Here is an 18,650-nt window from a genome sequence, read left to right as displayed (position 1 = left end):
CGGCCGACCGGATCGTGACGCCGGACGGGAGGCGACCTACGCCGTCGCCGCGGGCGGTGCCAACTGCCGGGCCAGCCAGGTCGGTACGCCGCCCAGCAGCCGGAACAGCCGCCGCGCCTCCTCCCGCAGGCGTGAGGCCTCCGGCTCGACCTCGGCGTCCGCGAGGGAGGCGAGCGCCGGGGCGGTGCCCACCAGGTATCCCAGCTCCTCCCGGATCCGCAGGGATTCGGCGAAGCCGTGCCGTGCCTCCGCCACCTCCCCGTCCCGCAGGGCCAGTCCGGCGAGATGGCGCCAGGTGAACGACAGCAGCAGCTCGTCGGAGTGCGCCGCGGCCGCCGTGTGGGCGCGCCGGTACGCGGCCCGTGCGGCCTGCGGGGACCGCGAGATGTTCTCCGCGATCAGCCCCCGGCGGAAGTCCAGCAGCCCCCGCCCCGCCGCGTCCGGCGGGATCAGCGCCGCCGCCCGGCCGAGCGCGGCCCGCGCCTCGTCGACCCGGTCGCGCACCCCGTGCAGGGTGGCGGCGTAGGCGAGTTGCCCCCGTTCGCAGGCGGCCGCGCCGCGCTCCTCGTCGCTGTGCGCCAGCGCCTCCGCGCTGCGCAGCGCGTCCTCGGCGTCCTGCCAGCCCTGTTCGGTGTACAGACACCGCTCGACCAGCAGCGAGGCCCGCTGGATCGAGCCCGCCGCGGTGTCCTGCGGGAGCAGGGCCGCCGCGTCCGCCCAGCAGGCCCGTGAGCGCAGTCGCCACACCGCGGTCCGGAGGGGGTCGTCACCTGCGGTCGTTCCGGTACCAGACATGGCGGAGTACGCCACGTTGCCCTCCCCGAGCGCGCCGTCGAGCCTTGAGTGAGTGGTGGCGGCATCTCAGCACGAATCGCGGCACCGGGCCAAGGGGGCGGGTGAAGGATTTCACAAAGTCGTGGGACTGTCCGCCCCCCGAGGTTTCGACGGGCGGGTACCGCTGTCAGCTCATGCGCAGCGCCAGGAAGAAATCCAGCTTGTCCTCCAGCCGCGACAGATCACGGCTCGTCAACTGCTCGATCCGGCCGACCCGGTAGCGCAGCGTGTTGACGTGCAGATGCAGCCGGGAGGCGCACCGCGTCCACGAGCCGTCGCAGTCCAGGAACGCCTCCAGCGTCGGTATCAGCTCGGCGCGGTGCCGCCGGTCGTAGTCGCGCAGCGGGTCCAGCAGACGCGCCGTGAACGCCCTGCGCACGTCGTCCGGCACGAACGGGAGCAGCAGCACGTGCGAGGCCAGCTCCTGGTGGCCCGCCGCGCAGACCCGGCCGGGCCGGGCCGCCGCCACCCGCCGCGCGTGCCGGGCCTCCTCCAGCGCCCCGCGCAGCCCCTCCGCCGAGTGCACGGCCGCGCTCACCCCCAGCGTGAGCCGCCCGTCGCCGTCGAGCCCCGCCGACAGCGGCTCCCGTACGGCCGCCAGCAGCACATCGGCGAGGACCCCCGCCTCGGAGCCGTCGTGCTCGCCGGAGACCGCCGGCAGCGGGACGAGGGCGACGGCCTCGTCACCGGTGTGGGCGACGGCGATCCGGTCGGACGGTTCGGGGCCGGTCGCGAGAGGGTCGACCAGGATCTCCTCCAGCAGGGACTGGGTGAGCGGACCGGCCTCCAGGGCCCCGCCGCCGGGACGGTCCCACTCGACGCGCGCCACCACCACCTGCCAGTGCGGGGCGGCCCCCAGGCCCGGCAGCAGCACCGGTGCGGCCACCCGCAGCCGGGCCGCGATCTCCGCCGGGGCCGCACCCGCCTGCACCAGTTCCAGCACCTCCTGCGCCAGCCGTCGGCGTACCGTGCGCGCCGCGTCCCGCCGGTCGCGCTCCACGGCGATCAGCTGGGTGACGCCGTACAGCAGGTCCAGGCGCTCCTCCGCCCAGTCCCCGGCGTCCGCCTCGACGGCCATCAGCCAGTCCGACAGCACGCTCTCGCGCACGTCCCGCGCGATCTGCGCGCCCTGTCCGGAACGGCTGCTGCCGCGGATCGGGAACAGCGAGTACGTCGTCCCGCCCACCAGCACCCGGTACGGTCCGCGCCGGCCGCCGCGGACGGCCGCCAGATGCTCCCCGGCGAGCCGCGCGCACACCTCGGCCGGCAGCGCCGGTCCCGCCACCTTCGGGCCCGCGATCAGCCGCCCGGTGGGGGACAGGACCCAGGCCCGCAGGTCCAGGTCGGAGCCGAGCAGGTCCAGGACCACGTCCGGGCCGCCGCCCGCCGGACCCGAGGTCATCATCCGCCGGTGCCGGTCGACCACGGCCGCGAGGTCCCCGGCCCGCTCGCCGCTGACCTGACGTACGACATGCTCGGTGATCGTCGCGAACGCCACCGACTCGTGCACCGCGAACAGCGGCAGCCGGTGCCGGGCGCAGGCCACGACCAGATCGTCCGGCACGTCCCCGAGCTCCGCCTCGCCGGCCGCCAGCGCGGACACCCCGGCCTGCACCAGGATCCGTACGAACGGTTCGGAGTCGGCGGCGCTCCGGCGCCAGGCAAGGCCCGTCAGCACCAGCTCACCGCCGGAGAGGTAGCGGCTGGGGTCGCGCAGGTCGGTGGTCATCACACCGCGCACCGTGCGGTCGAGTTCGTCCCCGCCGCCGAGCAGCCGCAGCCCCAGCGCATCGGTGTCCAGCAGTGCGCGCAGCCGCATCTCGTCGCCGCCGTTCTGTGTCTCGAAAACTACGATGATTTCTGACGGGCCGATGAGGCGGGGGCCCGGTGGTGTTTCCAGGGGAAACCGAAGAGGTTACCGATGACCTCCGTTCATACGAATCTACAAGATGCCCGTGCTGGCCAGCCAACTCCTTCATGGTTTCCGTGACTGACACGGTCGGAGCACAGAGCTGTGTACTGGCCCCGTTCAGCGTGAACACCACATGAACGAGCCGGGCCCGCCGCACCGATCTGGCTCATTTACGGACCCGACGAGAGACGAAGAAGAGAGCCGGTCATGGACTTCCTTCGCCCCGCCAGCTGGGAGGAGGCGCTCGCCGCGAAGGCCGAGCACCCCACCGCTGTGCCGATTGCGGGTGGCACCGATGTGATGGTCGAGATCAACTTCGACCACCGGCGGCCCGAGTACCTCCTCGACCTCAACCGCATCGGTGACCTCTACGACTGGGAGGTCGGCGAGGACAGCGTGCGGCTGGGCGCCTCCGTGCCCTACACGAAGATCATGGAGAACCTGCGGGCCGAGCTCCCGGGCCTGGCCCTCGCCTCGCACACCGTGGCCTCCCCGCAGATCCGCAACCGCGGCGGCGTCGGCGGCAACCTCGGCACCGCCTCTCCGGCCGGCGACGCCCACCCCGCCCTCCTCGCGGCCGGCGCCGAGGTCGAGGCCGAGTCGGTGCGCGGCAGCCGCCGTATCCCCATCGACGCCTTCTACACCGGCGTCAAGCGCAACGCGCTCGCCCCCGACGAGCTGATCCGCGCGGTCCACATCAAGAAGGCCGACGGCCCCCAGCAGTACTCCAAGGTGGGCACCCGCAACGCCATGGTCATCGCCGTGTGCGCCTTCGGTCTCGCCCTGCACCCCGAGACCCGCACGGTCCGCACCGGCATCGGCTCCGCCGCCCCCACCCCCGTCCGGGCGAAGACCGCCGAGGAATTCCTCGACGCGGCCCTCGAGGAAGGCGGGTTCTGGGACAACGGGAAGATCATCACCCCGTCGGTCGCCAAGCGGTTCGCGGACCTGTGCTCCGCCGCCTGCAACCCGATCGACGACGTCCGGGGCACCGAGAGCTACCGCCGCCACGCGGTCGGCGTCATGGCCCGCCGCACGCTGACCTGGACCTGGGAGTCGTACCGCGGCGCCCGCCGCCACACCGAGGGAGCTGCGTGATGCGCGTCAACTTCACCGTCAACGGACGTCCGCAGGAGGCCGACGACGTGTGGGAGGGCGAGTCCCTGCTGTACGTCCTGCGCGAGCGCCTCGGGCTGCCCGGCTCCAAGAACGCCTGCGAGCAGGGCGAGTGCGGTTCCTGCACGGTCCGTCTCGACGGCGTGCCGGTGTGCGCGTGCCTGGTCGCGGCCGGTCAGGCGGAAGGCCGGGAGGTCGTCACCGTCGAGGGACTGGCAGAGTACGCCAGGCAGCGGTCCTGCGGTGACTCCCGCGGCACCTCGCTCGACGAGGCCACGGGATGGCAGGCCAGGGGCACCGACTCGCACACCGGCGAGGGCACGGAACTCTCGCCCGTCCAGCAGGCGTTCATCGACGCCGGCGCCGTCCAGTGCGGCTTCTGCACCCCCGGGCTGCTGGTCGCCGCCGACGAGATGCTGGAGCGCAACCCCACCCCGACCGACGCGGACATCCGCGAGGCCCTCTCGGGCAACCTGTGCCGCTGCACCGGCTACGAGAAGATCATGGACGCGGTCCGCCTCGCGGCCGCCCGGCAGGGAGAGGCGGTCTGACCCCGATGGCCCCCACCAACGGCGCTCCCACGAAGATCACCCAGGGCTCGCAGACCAGGGGCGGCATCGGTGAGTCGACCCTCCGCCCGGACGGCACCCTCAAGGTCACCGGCGAGTTCGCGTACTCGTCCGACATGTGGCACGAGGACATGCTCTGGGGCCAGATCCTGCGCTCCACGGTCGCCCACGCCGAGATCGTCTCCCTCGACACGAGCGAGGCCCTCGCCACGCCCGGCGTGTACGCCGTGATGACGTACGACGACCTGCCCACCGAGGTGAAGAACTACGGCCTGGAGATCCAGGACACCCCCGTCCTGGCCCACGGCAAGGTACGGCACCACGGCGAGCCGGTCGCGATCGTCGCCGCCGACCACCCGGAGACCGCGCGCCGGGCCGCCGCCAAGATCAAGGTCGAGTACCGCGAGCTGCCGGTCATCACCGACGAGGCATCCGCGACCGCTCCGGACGCCGTCCTCGTCCACGAGAACCGCACCGACTACCACATCGGCCACGTCCCGCACCCGAACATCGTCCACCGCCAGCCCATCGTCCGCGGCGACGCGGCCGCGGCCGCCGGGCGGGCCGATGTGATCGTCAAGGGCGAGTACACCTTCGGCATGCAGGACCAGGCCTTCCTCGGCCCCGAGTCCGGCCTCGCCGTGCCCGAGGAGGACGGCGGCGTCCACCTCTACATCGCCACCCAGTGGCTGCACAGCGACCTGCGCCAGATGGCCCCGGTCCTCGGCCTCCCGCCGGAGAAGGTGCGGATGACGCTGGCCGGCGTCGGCGGTGCGTTCGGCGGCCGCGAGGACCTGTCGATGCAGATCCACGCCTGCCTGCTGGCCCTGCGCACCGGCAAGCCCGTCAAGATCGTCTACAACCGGTTCGAGTCCTTCTTCGGACACGTCCACCGCCACCCCGCCAAGCTGTACTACGAGCACGGCGCCACCCGCGAGGGCAAGCTGACCCACGTCAAGTGCCGGATCGTCCTGGACGGCGGCGCGTACGCCTCGGCCAGCCCGGCCGTGGTCGGCAACGCCTCCTCGCTCGGCATCGGCCCGTACGTCGTCGACGACGTCGACATCGAGGCCATCGCCCTCTACACCAACAACCCGCCCTGCGGCGCGATGCGCGGCTTCGGCGCGGTCCAGGCGTGCTTCGCCTACGAGGCGCAGATGGACAAGGTGGCGAAGGAACTCGGGATGGACCCGGTGGAGTTCCGGCAGCTCAACGCCATGGAACAGGGCAGCCTCCTGCCGACCGGCCAGCCCGTCGACTCCCCGGCGCCGGTCGCCGAACTCCTGCGCCGCGTCAAGGCGATGCCGCTCCCGCCGGAGCGCCAGTGGGAGAGCAGCGAGGGCGCCGACGTACGGCAGCTGCCCGGCGGTCTGTCCAACACCACCCACGGCGAGGGCGTCGTCCGCGGCATCGGCTACGCGGTCGGCATCAAGAACGTGGGCTTCTCCGAGGGCTTCGACGACTACTCCACCGCGCGGGTGCGCATGGAGGTGATCGCCGACGAGCCCGTGGCCACCGTGCACACGGCGATGGCGGAGGTCGGCCAGGGCGGGGTCACCGTCCACGCGCAGATCGCCCGCACCGAGCTGGGCGTCGCCCAGGTGACCATCCACCCGGCCAACACCGAGGTCGGCAGCGCCGGTTCGACCTCGGCCTCGCGGCAGACGTACGTCACCGGCGGCGCCGTCAAGAACGCCTGCGAACTGGTCCGGGAGAAGGTCCTGGAGCTGGGCCGCCGCAAGTTCGGCACCTACCACCCCGCCTGGGCCACCGCCGAGCTCCTCCTGGAGGGCGGCAAGGTCGTCACCGACGGCGGCGAGGTCCTCGCCGACCTGGTGGACGTCCTCGGCGAGGAGGCCGTGGAGGTCGAGCAGGAGTGGCGGCACCGGCCCACCGAGCCCTTCGACCTGCGCACCGGGCAGGGCAACGGCCATGTGCAGTACAGCTTCGCCGCGCACCGCGCCGTCGTCGAGGTCGACACCGAGCTCGGCCTGGTCAAGGTGATCGAGCTGGCCTGCGCGCAGGACGTCGGCAAGGCGCTCAACCCGCTGTCCGTGCTCGGCCAGATCCAGGGCGGGACGACCCAGGGCCTGGGCGTGGCCGTCATGGAGGAGATCATCGTCGACCCGAAGACGGCGAAGGTGAAGAACCCCTCCTTCACGGACTACCTCATCCCCACGATCCTCGACACGCCGACCATCCCCGTCGACGTGCTCGAACTCGCCGACGACCACGCGCCGTACGGGCTGCGCGGCATCGGCGAGGCCCCCACCCTGTCCTCGACTCCGGCCGTCCTCGCGGCCATCCGCGCCGCGACGGGCCTGGAGATCGACCGGACACCGGTCCGTCCCGAACACCTGACGGGCACGGCATAACCCCGGCTGCCGTTGCGGGCAGTCGTGCCGCATGCGCGGCACGGGTGGGCGCAACGGCACCCCGGCGCCGGGCAACTGCCACACCGAGGGTCACCCCCGGCGCCGTACCCCTATGTTCGTCTCGGGCCGTCCCCCGGGTCGTGCACATCCCAATCCCCTCTGAAACTTGGGAGACGGCACCATGACCCAGCAGTCAGTGCAGCCCAGAACCACACCCGAGGACGCCGGCGACGGCACCCGCGTCCCGGCCGGCAGGTCCTGGCTCGACCGGTACTTCCACATCTCCCGGCGTGGATCCACGGTCGCGCGCGAAGTGCGCGGCGGCGTCACCACCTTCATGGCGATGGCGTACATCCTCCTGCTCAACCCCCTGATCCTGTCCGGGAAGGACGTGGCCGGGGACACGCTCGGCCGGCAGGCACTGATCACCGCGACCGCGTTCGCGGCGGCCCTCAGCACGCTGCTGATGGGCTTCCTCGGCAAGGCGCCGCTCGCCCTCGCCGCCGGCCTTTCCGTTTCCGGCGTCCTGTCCTCCCAGGTCGCCCCGCAGATGACCTGGCCACAGGCGATGGGCATGTGCGTGATGTACGGCGTGGTCATCATGCTGCTCGTCGTCACCGGCCTGCGCGAGATGATCATGAACGCGATCCCGCTCGCGCTCAAGCACGGCATCACGATGGGCATCGGCCTGTTCATCGCCCTCATCGGCTTCCACAAGTCCGGCTTCGTGCACCAGGGCGAGGCCACCCCGCTCACCCTCGGCCCGGCGGGCGAACTGGTCGGCTGGCCCGTGCTGCTGTTCGCCGGCACCCTGCTGCTGATCTTCGTGCTCCAGGCCCGCGACATCCCCGGCGCCATCCTCATCGGCATCGTCGGCGGCACGATCGTCGCCGCCGTCCTCAACGCCACCGGGGTCGTCGACCCGAAGCAGTGGGCGGCCGGCGCCCCCGAACTGCACGGCGGCGCCGTCTCGATGCCCGACTTCTCGCTCTTCGGGCACGTCGAGTTCGGCGGCTGGGGCGAGGTCGGCGCGATGACCGTCGGCCTGATCGTCTTCACGCTCGTCCTCGCCGGTTTCTTCGACGCGATGGCCACCATCATCGGCGTCGGCACCGAGGCGAAGCTCGCCGACGACCGGGGCCGGATGCCAGGCCTGTCGAAGGCGCTGTTCATCGACGGCGCCGGCGGCGCGATCGGCGGCGTGGCGGGCGGCTCCGGCCAGACCGTCTTCATCGAGTCGGCGACCGGCGTCGGCGAAGGCGCCCGTACGGGCCTCGCCTCGGTCGTCACCGGCACCTTCTTCGCGGCCTGCCTGTTCTTCACCCCGCTCACCGCGATCGTCCCGCAGGAGGTCGCGTCCGCCGCGCTGGTCGTCATCGGCGCGATGATGCTGATGAACGCCCGGCACGTCGACTGGGCCGACCGGGCCACCGCGATCCCGGTGTTCCTGACCGTCGTCCTGATGCCGTTCACGTACACCATCACCACGGGCGTGGCCGCCGGCGTCCTCTCGTACGTCGCCATCAAGGCAGGTCAGGGCAGGGCGCGGGAAATCGGTGCCTTCATGTGGGGCCTGGCAGGCATCTTCCTGGTCCATTTCGCCCTCCATCCCATAGAGAGCTGGCTGGGCGTGCGCTAGCCGCACGCGCGACCGACCGCCACACGACCGCTGCCCTGAGGAGACCGAGACATGCTGGACATCGCCGAGGAGCTGAACCGCTGGGTCGAGCAGGGCCGTGACTTCGCCGTCGCCACCGTGGTGGCCGTCGGCGGCAGCGCGCCCCGCCAGCCGGGCGCCGCCCTCGCGGTGGACGCCGACGGCACGGCGATCGGCTCGGTCTCCGGCGGCTGTGTGGAGGGCGCGGTGTACGACCTGTGCCGACAGGCCCTGGAGGACGGCGAGTCGGTCCTGGAACGCTTCGGCTACAGCGACGACGACGCCTTCGCCGTGGGCCTCACCTGCGGCGGTGTCATCGACATCCTCGTCACACCGGTACGGGCCGGCGACCCGGTCCGCCCAGTGGCCGAGGCCGCGCTCGCCGCCGCCGCGCGTGGCGGGGCGGCGGCACTGGCCCGGGTGGTCACGGGCCCGGCGGACCTCGTCGGCCGCGCGCTCCTCGTCCGCCCCGACGGGACCTGCGACGGCGGCTTCGGCGCCCACCCCGAACTGGACCGCACGGTGGCCGCCGAGGCCGGCGCCTTCCTCGACGCCGGCCGCACCGGCACCCTGGAGATCGGCGAACAGGGCTCCCGCTGCGGGGCACCGCTGACCGTCCTGGTCGAGTCCTCGGTCCCCCCGCCCCGGATGATCGTGTTCGGCGCGATCGACTTCGCCTCGGCGCTGGTGCGGGTCGGCAAGTTCCTCGGCCACCATGTGACGGTGTGCGACGCCCGCCCCGTCTTCGCGACCAGGGCCCGCTTCCCCGAGGCCGACGAGATCGTCGTCGACTGGCCGCACCGGTACCTGGAGCGCACGGAGGTGGACGCCCGCACCGTGCTGTGCGTGCTGACCCACGACGCCAAGTTCGACGTCCCCCTGCTCCGGCTGGCGCTGCGCCTCCCGGTCGCCTACGTCGGCGCGATGGGCTCCCGCCGCACCCACCTGGACCGCAATGCCCGCCTCCGCGAGGTCGGCGTCACCGAACTCGAACTGGCCCGGCTGCGCTCACCCATCGGCCTCGACTTGGGCGCCCGGACCCCCGAGGAGACGGCCCTGTCGATCGCCGCCGAGATCGTCGCGAGCCGCCGCGGCGGCAGAGGTGTCTCCCTGACCGGCGCCCACACCCCGATCCACCACGACACCACCTCGGCCCCGACGGCCCGCATCGGCTCGGTGGCCTGAACCCTCCGCCCGCCCGGCGCCGCTCACGGCCGCCGCAGCAGCCGGTTCACCGCGCGCCCGAACACCGAGCGGGCCGTGGCGCGCAGGAGAGGGTCGAAGGGGGACGGGAGGAAGCGGACGCGCAGCTCCTCGTGCCAGACGACCCGCGTCCGGCCGCCGGGCCCCGGCCACACCTCGATCTCGGCCCAGCCCCGGATCACCCGACCGCGTTTCTCGAGCCGGCACCGGCCCGGCTCGTCGTCGGCCGGCGGGTGCCACACGGTGACCTCCATCCGGTCGTCGAAGGCGAACGGGCCGAGGCCCGAGCGCGCCACGAACACCGTGCCCTCGCGGGTCGGCGGCGGAGTGACCACGGTGACCCGGGTCAGGGGAACCACCTCGCCGTGCCGGTGCCACTCGGTGAGCCGGCGCCATGCCTCCTCGAGGGAGAGCGGGGCGGTGCGTTCGAGCTGGAAGATGACCACGCGATGATCGTAGGGAGTCCGCGGAGTCCGACGGCGCGTTCGGCCACGACTCACAGCTTTGTACGGCCCCTCACGCCCCCCTGTCGGGTCGTACGGCCGTACGGCACCATGAGGCCGACCCTCTACCACGACCGGCCGGGAGGACGTCCCATGGACCGCACAGGGCTCGGCGGATTAGACGACATTCAGCGCGACCCGTATCCCCTCTACGGGCGGGCGCAGGACACCGAGGGGCTGCTCCACGTCCCCGAGCTGGACGCCTGGATCGTCGCCCGCGACAGCGACGTACGCGAAGTGCTGCGCAGACCCGGGGACTTCTCGTCGGCGGGGGCGCTCAGGCCCGATGTGCTGCCGGCACCGGCCGCGCTCGGGGTGCTCGCCACCGGTTTCGGCGGACGGCCGGTGGTCGTCGGCACCGACGGGGAGACGCACCAGCGGCTGCGCGCACCCCTGGTGCGCGGTCTGTCGCCGGCCCGCGTCGCCGCCGTCCTCCCGTACGCCGCCGAGCGCGCCGCCGCCCTGGTGGAGGAGTTCGCCGGGGCCGGGCGGGTGGAGCTGATGGCGGCGTACGCGCGGCGGCTGCCCGGCGAGGTCGTCGGGCGGATCGTCGGGCTCGACCCCGCCGACGTGCCGGCCGTCGTGCACGGCGGACACCGCGCGGAGGAGCTGCTGTTCCGGCCCCTGCCGGAGGAGGAACAGGTGGCCGCCGCCCAGGACATGGTCGCCGCGCAGCACCTCCTCGACCGGTACGCCAGGGAACGGCACGCCGACCCCCGCGAGGACCTGTGCTCGGAGATCGTCGCCTCCGTCGCCGCCTCCAAGGACCGACTCACCCTGGACGAACGGCACGAGGTGGTCTCGCACCTCCAGAACCTCGTGATCGCCGGGCACCTGACCACCACCGCGCTGATCGGGACGACCGTGCTGCACCTGCTGCGGCATCCGCGCCAGTGGGAACTGCTGTGTGCCGAGCCGGAGGAGCGGATACCGGCGGCGGTCGAGGAGGCCGCCCGTTACGACTCCGCGCTGCAGGGCTTCCGCCGGGTCACCACCCGGCCGCTCACCCTCGCCGGCACCGAACTCCCCGCCGGGGCCTCGCTGTTCGTCGCCTTCGGCGGCGCCAACCGGGACGCGGCACGGCATCCGCGGGCGGACGAGTTCGACATCACCCGTCCGCCCGGCCGTCACCTCGCCTTCGGCCACGGCCCGCACGCCTGCCCGGGCGCCCAGCTGGCCCGCGAGCAACTCCGGCTGACTCTCACCGAGTTGACCCGCCGACTGCCCGGCCTACGGCTCGACGCCGACCGTCCGGTCGTCATGCGCCCCACGATGATCCACCGCTCCCCGGTCCGGCTGCACCTGGTCTGGTGAGTCAGCGGTACACCTTCCCCGGCTCCGCCTCGCCCGGTGCCAGCAGTTGGGGCACGGTGACGAACACGTAACCCCGCTCCTTCAGCGCGTCGATGATCCCGGGCACGGCCGGCACGGTCCCGTCGTAGATGTCGTGCAGCAGGATGATGCCGTCCCGGCCGGCCTGGGCGAGGACGCGCTTCTCGATCAGCGCCGAGTCGGTCGTCGTGTAGTCCTTGGCGGTCACCGTCCACAGCACCTCCGCGAGGCCCAGCTCGCGGGAGATCTCGTGCACGGTGTCGTTCGTGCGGCCCTGCGGCGGGCGCATCAGCGTGGGCCGGCGGCCGGTGAGGCGCTCTATCTCGTCGTTGGGGCGCTGGAGTTCCTCACGTATCTCGTCCGGCTCCAGCCGCGTCAGGATCTTGTGGTCCCAGGTGTGACTGGCCACCTCGTGGCCCTCGTCGGCCATCCGGCGGACGAGCTCCGGGTACTTCTCGATGTGCCGCTTCCCCAGCAGGAAGAAGGTCGCCGGGACCTGTCTCTCCTTCAGGATGTCCAGCAGGCGGGCGGAGTTCTCGCTGGGCCCGGCGTCGAAGGTGAGCGCGATGCACTTCACCTCACGGCAGTCGACCGCGCCGAAACGGGCGGCCTGGGTGGTGGCCGCGGGGTGGGCGCGGGCGGCGCTCGGAGCGGTGGTGTCGAGTCCGCCACAGGCACTGAGGGTGACCGCCAGGCAGGCGGCCGCCGCCGAGACGGCGACGGCACGCAACCCGGCCCCCGTTTTCTTCATCTTCCTGGTCAGAGAAAACATGCCGAGACTATACATAGAGCGTATACGCCCTATGTATAGTCTCGGCGTCGTGCTCTCAGCCCCTCACGGGGCGCCTCACTGGGCGTAGAAAGTGGCGTCCCCCCGGTCCGTCGCCGTGCTCGGGGTCTGCACGTACAGCAGGTAGTTGTAGTGCCGGACGTAACGGCCCGGGTAGTTGTACGACTCGTACGAGATCCCCGCCGAGTCCGCGAGCCCGGCGCGCTGGTAGAAGCTGGCGTCGGAGGCGAACGTCGACGTGCCGTCGTTCTTCTCCAGCCACACCTCGAAGTTCTTGTGCCGCAGGTAGTAGCCGGGGAAGTTCGCCGACTCCAGGGAGACCGTGCCGGTGCCCGTCAGACCGGTGACGACCCGGAACTGCGAGTCGGCCAGCGGGCTGACGTTCGCCTCGATCTTCGCCCGGTACTCCCAGTGGCGGATGAACCGGTCCGCGTAGTTGTAGGAGGAGAACCGCTGCGGGGTGACCCCGTCCGCGACCGGGATGCCGAAGTCCGGCGTGCCGTCCGCCTTCCAGTACACCTTCTGCACCCGGGTGCGCCGGTTGGGGTCGTTCAGCGGGTCGCCGGAGATGTCCTTGTAGCTGCGGTCGTGGTACACGAGGATGTCGGACTTGCCGTCCTCGGAGACGGTGAACGAGTTGTGGCCCGGCCCGTACTGCGAGGTCGCGTCACTCGACTTGAAGACCGGCTGCGTCCCCTTGGTCCAGGACGCCGGGGCGGTCAGATCGGCCGTCGCGGACGCGGTCAGCATCCCCAGGCAGTAGTTGGCGTCGGTCGCGCTCGCCGAGTACGTCATGAAGACCTTGCCGCCGTGCTGGATCACCGCCGGGCCCTCGTTGACCTTGTAGCCGACGGTCTCCCAGGACAGCGTCGGCTGCGAGATCTCCGCCGGAGTCCCGGAGATCGTCCACGGGTTGGCCATCTTCGCGATGAACAGGCTGGTGTTGTTGTCCTCGGACGGGTTGCGCTGCGCCCAGGCGAGATAGCGGACACCGTTCACGACGAACGTCGTGGAGTCCAGGGAGAAGCTCTCCCACGTGGTCTTGATCTGGCCCTTCTCGGTCCAGGTCGCGGTCAGCGGGTTGGCACCGGTGCCTTCGAGGACGTACATGCGGATCGCCCACACGTCGGACGTCGATCCGGCCGCGAAGTACACGTACCACTTGCCGTCGATGTAGTGGATCTCCGGCGCCCAGATGTGCGCGCCCATGACCCCGCTCGTGTGCTTGGTCCAGATGGTCACCTCCTGGGCCGTCGACAGGCCCTGGATGGTGGTCGCCCGGCGCAGCACGATCCGGTCGTACTCGGGCACGGTGGCGGTGAAGTAGTAGTAACCGTCGGTGTGTTTGAAGATGTGCGGGTCGGCCCGCTTCTCGGCGATCGGGTTGGTGTACGTCACGGCGGGGGAGTCGGGCACGGCGGCCTGGGCGGGGGCGGCCGTGCCGGTGACGACGGCCGCGAGGGCGACGAGGACGGCCAGGAGCAGCCGTACGGCGTTGCGTCTCAAGATGGTTCTCCAAATGGGGGGAGTCACACGGGAGTCGGGGATCAGGTGGTGGGCACCAGGCGCCACTGCTGGCAGTTGTTGTTCAGCCAGGTCCACTGCCGTACGTCGGTGCCGTTCGCGGTCCCGCAGTCCGCGACGTCGGCGACCTTGCCGCTGTTCTCGTTCACGATCCGGACGTAGTCGCCGGTGGCGGTGAAGACGAGCCGGAAGCGCTGGCACTTGTTGTTCAGCCAGGACCACTGGCGCAGGTCGGCGCCGTCGGCGGTGGAGCAGTCGGCGGTGTCCATGACCCCGCCGCCGGCCACGTTGACCAGCCGGCTCGTGTCGTCGCCGAGGTCCTCGATCCTCCACTTCTGGTTGGACCCGCCGTTGCAGGTCCACTGGAGGATGTTCGTGCCGTTGGCGGTCGAACCGCCGTTCAGGTCGAGGCACTTGCCGCTGTTGCGGTTGACGAGGGTGTACGAGGTGGGGGTCGTCGCGGTCTCGCCGGAGGGGCCGGGGAGCGTCGTCCCGAGGGCGACCGGGGTGCCGAAGTTCGGGGTGCCGTCGGCGTTCCAGGTGAACTTCTGGGCCCGGGTCGTCCGCCCGTTGCCGCAGCCGCCACTGGAGGAGGAGTTGGCGTGGTAGACGATCCAGTTCTCCGTGCCGTCCGGCGAGCCGAAGAAGCCGTTGTGACCGGGGCCGTAGACCCCGTTGGCGTCACTGCGCTGGAAGACGGGCGTCTGCTTCTTCGTCCAGGACGACGGGCTCAGCGGATCGGTGCCGGTCAGTTCGAGCTGGCCCAGTTTGTAGTCGGCCGTGTTGCAGTAACTCGCGGAGAACGTCAGGAACGTACGGCCGTCGTGGTACAGCGGCTCAGGGCCCTCGTTGACCGGCAGCCCCGAGGTCTCCCAGCTCAGCGTGGGGCTGGAGATGACCGTGAAGGTACTGCTGGACAGGGTGTACGGGTTGCTCATCGGCGCGATGACGAGGCTCTGCGTGCTGCCGTTCACGAAACCGCTGCCGACCAGGTACAGCTTGCCGCTCACCTGGAGCACGGTGGCGTCGATCAGCCAGCCGCCCGGCGTCAGATTGGAGCCGGTGAGCGATCCCTTGTAGGTGTACGGGCCGAGCGGATCGGTGCCGGCGCTCTCCAGGACATGGGTGCGTTGGGAGTCGCAGCAGGCGACACCGCTCTGGCCGGCCGAGTAGTACAGGTACCAGTGCCCGTTGAACTGGTGGATCTCCGGCGCCCAGATGTTGGTGTTGCGGGTGGACGTGGTGTCCGACCACACCTGCACACTGGGCGCGGTGGCGAGGCCCGCCAGGGTCGGCGCCTTGCGCATGGCGAGGACACCGGTGAACGTCGTGGTGATCAGGTAGTAGTTGCCGTCGTAGTACTCCAGCCAGGGGTCCGCGCCCTTGGCCGACTTCAGCGGGTTGGTGTACGGGCGGCCGTCCGCCGCGGACACCGGCTGGGTCGCCGCCACCAGGGCCACGAGGAGCGCGAGCACACAGACCAGCAGGGGTCTGCGGCGCGTCGCGGGCACGCCGGGGCGACGACGAAACATCCGAGGCATACAGGACCGTCCCTTGTCCGTAATTTCGAACGCAGTTCGTAACTTCGGCCAGAAGATAGGGGGCGTGCATGTCCCCGTCAATGCTTTGGGCGGGTCCGGATGGTCTGGGAGGGGGTGGGCGCCTCGGGGGAGTCGTCCGGCGCCGCCTCCGCGGCGAGTGCGCGCTGGTGGGCGACGATGCCCGGCAACTGCTCGTAGATCGTGTCGATCAGGTCGCCGACGCGCTCGGCGATGGGCCGGCCGAGGGCGGTGAGGCCGTAGTCCACGCGGCGCGCCACCGTCGGGTGCGGGGTGCGGGTCACCAGCCCGTGGTCCTCCAGTCGCTGGAGGGTCTGCCACAGCATCCGGTCGGACACCCCGGCCACCTGGCGGCGGACCTCGGCGCACTGGTCCCCGGCGTACTCAACCCCAGGTCGGCGACACTGATCCTGTCCGTGGTCCGATCCCGGGAGGCCTCCGCGGCCGGAGGCCGTTATGGATACTGCCCTCACGACCTGGCCATGTAGGTACGGCCAGAGGCGTCGGGGAGGCCCCGAACCATCACTCCGGTGGAGCGGGGCCCCGCACGCCGGCGCCGTACCTGGCGTCCCAGATCGCACGATCACCGTAGCCCGCCCACACCACCGCAAGCCCGCAAGCCGACCATCACACGATCGAGTTGATATCGGCTCACCTCCAGCGAGCTCGTGCAGCGGCACCTGGCCGGCTCGCGGGTCGTGAAGACCTTCGCCAACCTCGACTTCCGGCGACTGTTCACCCTGGCCCGGCCGGCCGGGGTCGCCGACCGCAGCGCCCAGGCCGTCGCCGGCGACGACCCCGCGGCGAAGGCGCAGGTGATCGCCTTCCTGGACGCGATCGGCTACGACGCGGTCGACATCGGCACGCTCGCGGACAGCCGGCGCATCGGACCGAACACCCCCCTCCACGTCCAGCCCTATCTGGGTGCCTGGCCGGACGGGCTGAGCAGCGCCGAGGAACGCGGGCGCTGGTTCTTCCAGGCACCGGGCGTCCCGGTGCCCGCCTCCCGGGTGCGGCAACTGGTCGACGCGGCCGTCCCCGTACCGGCGGGCGGACCCACGCCGGCCTCCGCCGCGTAGGTCGTTTCAGCGCTTCGCCCTCCGCAGGCAACCCCGTGGGCCGTGGGCCCCTCCTAGGAGTCGAACCCCACGGAACCTGAACAGGAGTGCCCGTTGGACCGTCAGCTGTCCCGCCGCAGGTTCATGGTCTACACGCTCGCCGCGTCCACCCTGACCGTCGCGGCCCCCCTCGCCTGCGACTCCTCGCCCGCGGAGGGCGCCGAGCCCGCCCGCCGCTCCTCCGACGTCCTGGTGAAGGGGACCGACGAGGAGATGCTGGTCCTCGAGGTCACCGAGGCCAACAGGATCGTCGTACGGCTGCCGCGGGTCGAGGTCGGGCAGGGGGTGACCACCGCGGTCGCGATGATGATCGCCGAGGAGCTGGACGCCCGGCTCGCCGACATCGACATCCCCCTCGCCGACGCCCGTACCGAGGGCAACCAGTACACCGGCGGTTCCAGCTCGGTCCGCTCGCTGTACGGTCCGGCCCGTCAACTGGCCGCCACCGCGCGGGCCAAGCTGGTCACCGCGGCGGCCCGCCGCTGGCACATTCCGGCGCGCGCCCTGCGGACCCGGGATACCAAGGTGTACGCGCCGGACGGGCGCTCGGCCACCTTCGGCCAGCTGACCCGGTCCGCCGCCGCGATCCGGGTGGGGTCGGCCACGCCCAAGCCGGCCTCCCGGCACCGGGTGATCGGGCGGCCGACCACCCGGATCGACGCCCGGGACATCGTCACCGGCAAGGCGACGTACGCGGGTGACCTGGCGGTGGCCGGGGCCAAGCCGACGGTGGTGGCGCGCCCGCCCACGCTCGGGGGAAAGGTTCTCTCACTCGACGACCGGGCGGCGCGGGCCATGCCCGGCGTGCACGCCGTGGTGAAGGTCGAGGGCGGGGTCGCCGTGGTGGCGGAGACATTCCACCACGCCTTCCGGGCCCGGGACGCCCTGAAGATCACCTGGGCGCCGGGGCCGCTCGTGGAGCTGTCCGACGCCGCGATCCGCCGGCGGCTGCGGGCCGCCGTGCCCCGCCTCGCCGCCCCGCCGAGCGGATCGGCGCAGGTGGAGGGCGAGTTCGAGTTCGCCTTCGTCGGTCACGCGCCCATGGAGGTGCTGACCGCGGTGGCGGACGTCCGCGCGGCCCGGGCCGAGATCTGGTTCTCCTCGCAGACCCCGATGGGTGCGCGCGACAGCATCGCCTCGGCGGTCGGACTGCCCGCGTCCAAGGTGAAGGTCCATGTCCTGCGCGGCGGCGGCTCGTTCGGCCGGCGCCTCGACTCCGACGCCGCGCTGGAGGCGGCCCTGATCTCGAAGGCGGCCCGCCGGCCGGTCAAGCTGATGTGGAGCCGCGCCGACGACATCCGGCACGGCCGGATGCGCCCCGCCAGCCATCACCGCATCCGCGCCAGCCACGCCCGCGGCCGGGTGGTCGCCTTCGCCCACGCGATGGCCTCGGTGAGCGAGGCCTACGAGGGGGAGGGGGCCGTGCGCCGGGCGTCCTTCGCGTCGGCGGCCGGACCGGCGCCCAGCGACAGCGGCCTGTACAACTTCGGCCGCCTGTCCGGGGACTTCGGCTCCGTCTCGCTGGCGATACCGCTCGGCGCCTGGCGGTCGGTGGACTCCGGGACCATGCGGACGGCGGAGGAGATCGTCGTCGACGAGATCGCCGCGCGGTTGGGGAAGGACCCGGTCGCCTTCCGGCGTACGACGCTGCGGAGCAAGGCCGTCAGGGCCGTGCTCGACAAGGCGGCCGCCGCCGGGAAGTGGGGGCGGGCGCTGCCGCCCGGTCACGGGCAGGGCGTCGCCGTCCACGAGGAGTACGGCTCCTGCGTGGCCTGTCTCGCCGAGATCGACGCGACCGACCCGAAGAACCCCCGGGTGACCCGGGTGGTGATGGCCGCCGACGTCGGCACGGCCGTCAACCCGCGCGGCCTGGAGGCCCAGCTCATGGGCACCGCCGTCGACGGCATCTCCACCGTCCTCACCGCCGGGCTGCACATCGACCGGGGCGCCGTCCGCGAGAGCAGCTACGCCGACTTCCACTACGCCCGTCAGCGCGACGCCCCCCTCCGCTTCGAGGCGCACATCATGCCCTCGCGCGGGGAACCGGGCGGCGCGGGCGAACTCGGCGTCCCGGCCGCGGCCGGTGCCGTCGCCAACGCCTACGCCCGGGCCACCGGCACGAAGCCCCGCCGCTTCCCCCTGAACTTCTGAACCCCAC

15 protein-coding genes are annotated in these 18,650 nt (G+C 72.0%); 8 read left to right on the top strand and 7 right to left on the bottom strand.

The window, feature by feature from the left end; translation table 11 throughout:
• Positions 1–36: 36 nt before the first annotated feature.
• Entirely contained in the window at positions 37–810 is a 774-nt protein-coding gene (locus ACIRF9_RS10960; RefSeq protein WP_403819157.1) for a hypothetical protein, read from the bottom strand.
• Positions 811–961: 151 nt separating this feature from the next.
• The gene (locus tag ACIRF9_RS10955) at positions 962–2,653 is read right to left on the bottom strand and encodes a PucR family transcriptional regulator (protein ID WP_403819155.1); all 1,692 of its coding nucleotides are present in this window, start codon (positions 2,651–2,653) and stop codon (positions 962–964) included.
• A 300-nt stretch (positions 2,654–2,953) separates the two neighbouring features.
• On the opposite strand from ACIRF9_RS10955, the gene ACIRF9_RS10950 reads away from it, so the two are divergent.
• The 5 genes from ACIRF9_RS10950 (at position 2,954) to ACIRF9_RS10930 (ending at position 9,648) form a co-directional block, all read left to right on the top strand.
• Positions 2,954–3,844 carry an FAD binding domain-containing protein gene (locus ACIRF9_RS10950; RefSeq protein WP_403819154.1) on the top strand — a complete coding sequence of 297 codons (891 nt, stop codon included), beginning with the start codon at positions 2,954–2,956 and terminating at the stop codon, positions 3,842–3,844.
• Entirely contained in the window at positions 3,844–4,413 is a 570-nt protein-coding gene (locus tag ACIRF9_RS10945; protein ID WP_403819152.1) for a (2Fe-2S)-binding protein, read from the top strand. Before ACIRF9_RS10950 ends, ACIRF9_RS10945 begins: the two co-directional genes overlap by 1 nt.
• A 5-nt stretch (positions 4,414–4,418) precedes the next feature.
• Entirely contained in the window at positions 4,419–6,806 is a 2,388-nt protein-coding gene (locus tag ACIRF9_RS10940) for a xanthine dehydrogenase family protein molybdopterin-binding subunit (RefSeq protein ID WP_403819150.1), read from the top strand.
• Between the two features lie 181 nt (positions 6,807–6,987).
• A complete protein-coding gene (locus ACIRF9_RS10935; protein WP_403819148.1) occupies positions 6,988–8,445 on the top strand; it encodes an NCS2 family permease in 1,458 nt (485 codons plus the stop codon).
• Positions 8,446–8,496: 51 nt separating this feature from the next.
• Complete coding sequence (locus ACIRF9_RS10930; protein WP_403819146.1) at positions 8,497–9,648, top strand: XdhC family protein; 1,152 nt, start codon at positions 8,497–8,499, stop codon at positions 9,646–9,648.
• 23 nt (positions 9,649–9,671) lie between these two features.
• On the opposite strand, the gene ACIRF9_RS10925 is transcribed toward ACIRF9_RS10930, so the two are convergent.
• Complete coding sequence (locus ACIRF9_RS10925; protein ID WP_403819144.1) at positions 9,672–10,112, bottom strand: SRPBCC family protein; 441 nt, start codon at positions 10,110–10,112, stop codon at positions 9,672–9,674.
• 150 nt (positions 10,113–10,262) lie between these two features.
• Here ACIRF9_RS10925 and ACIRF9_RS10920 point away from each other — a divergent pair, with 150 nt between their 5' ends.
• Entirely contained in the window at positions 10,263–11,483 is a 1,221-nt protein-coding gene (locus ACIRF9_RS10920; protein WP_403819142.1) for a cytochrome P450, read from the top strand.
• Position 11,484: 1 nt separating this feature from the next.
• Here ACIRF9_RS10920 and ACIRF9_RS10915 read toward each other — a convergent pair whose 3' ends face one another.
• From ACIRF9_RS10915 to ACIRF9_RS10900, 4 genes are all read right to left on the bottom strand, one after another.
• Positions 11,485–12,273, bottom strand: a complete 789-nt coding sequence (locus ACIRF9_RS10915) for a polysaccharide deacetylase family protein (RefSeq protein WP_403819141.1) — start codon at positions 12,271–12,273, stop codon at positions 11,485–11,487.
• 75 nt (positions 12,274–12,348) lie between these two features.
• Positions 12,349–13,797 (bottom strand): family 43 glycosylhydrolase, encoded by a 1,449-nt coding sequence (locus ACIRF9_RS10910; protein WP_403819139.1) that lies wholly within the window; start codon positions 13,795–13,797, stop codon positions 12,349–12,351.
• Positions 13,798–13,838: 41 nt separating this feature from the next.
• Positions 13,839–15,347, bottom strand: a complete 1,509-nt coding sequence (locus ACIRF9_RS10905; protein WP_403819898.1) for a family 43 glycosylhydrolase — start codon at positions 15,345–15,347, stop codon at positions 13,839–13,841.
• A gap of 86 nt (positions 15,348–15,433) precedes the next feature.
• Complete coding sequence (locus ACIRF9_RS10900) at positions 15,434–15,847, bottom strand: winged helix-turn-helix transcriptional regulator (protein WP_403819137.1); 414 nt, start codon at positions 15,845–15,847, stop codon at positions 15,434–15,436.
• Positions 15,848–16,042: 195 nt separating this feature from the next.
• Here ACIRF9_RS10900 and ACIRF9_RS10895 point away from each other — a divergent pair, with 195 nt between their 5' ends.
• Positions 16,043–16,453, top strand: a complete 411-nt coding sequence (locus tag ACIRF9_RS10895; protein WP_403819135.1) for a hypothetical protein — start codon at positions 16,043–16,045, stop codon at positions 16,451–16,453.
• Positions 16,454–16,576: 123 nt separating this feature from the next.
• Positions 16,577–18,643 (top strand): molybdopterin cofactor-binding domain-containing protein, encoded by a 2,067-nt coding sequence (locus ACIRF9_RS10890; RefSeq protein ID WP_403819895.1) that lies wholly within the window; start codon positions 16,577–16,579, stop codon positions 18,641–18,643.
• Positions 18,644–18,650 lie beyond the last annotated feature (7 nt).

Origin of the sequence: Streptomyces sp. NPDC096132 (genome assembly GCF_044763345.1) — a bacterium.
Classification (GTDB): Bacteria; Actinomycetota; Actinomycetes; order Streptomycetales; family Streptomycetaceae; genus Streptomyces.
The sequence above is the reverse complement of the archived record's forward strand: the minus strand, read 5'-3'. Positions and strand labels throughout refer to the sequence as shown.

Coding starts and splice junctions, on each gene's coding strand:
- ACIRF9_RS10955 (WP_403819155.1), bottom strand. CDS start 2,653: ATGCGGCTGCGCGCACTGCTGGACACCGATGCGCTGGGGCTGCGGCTG.
- ACIRF9_RS10950 (WP_403819154.1), top strand. CDS start 2,954: ATGGACTTCCTTCGCCCCGCCAGCTGGGAGGAGGCGCTCGCCGCGAAG.
- ACIRF9_RS10945 (WP_403819152.1), top strand. CDS start 3,844: ATGCGCGTCAACTTCACCGTCAACGGACGTCCGCAGGAGGCCGACGAC.
- ACIRF9_RS10940 (WP_403819150.1), top strand. CDS start 4,419: ATGGCCCCCACCAACGGCGCTCCCACGAAGATCACCCAGGGCTCGCAG.
- ACIRF9_RS10935 (WP_403819148.1), top strand. CDS start 6,988: ATGACCCAGCAGTCAGTGCAGCCCAGAACCACACCCGAGGACGCCGGC.
- ACIRF9_RS10930 (WP_403819146.1), top strand. CDS start 8,497: ATGCTGGACATCGCCGAGGAGCTGAACCGCTGGGTCGAGCAGGGCCGT.
- ACIRF9_RS10920 (WP_403819142.1), top strand. CDS start 10,263: ATGGACCGCACAGGGCTCGGCGGATTAGACGACATTCAGCGCGACCCG.
- ACIRF9_RS10915 (WP_403819141.1), bottom strand. CDS start 12,273: ATGTTTTCTCTGACCAGGAAGATGAAGAAAACGGGGGCCGGGTTGCGT.
- ACIRF9_RS10905 (WP_403819898.1), bottom strand. CDS start 15,347: ATGTTTCGTCGTCGCCCCGGCGTGCCCGCGACGCGCCGCAGACCCCTG.
- ACIRF9_RS10890 (WP_403819895.1), top strand. CDS start 16,577: ATGGTCTACACGCTCGCCGCGTCCACCCTGACCGTCGCGGCCCCCCTC.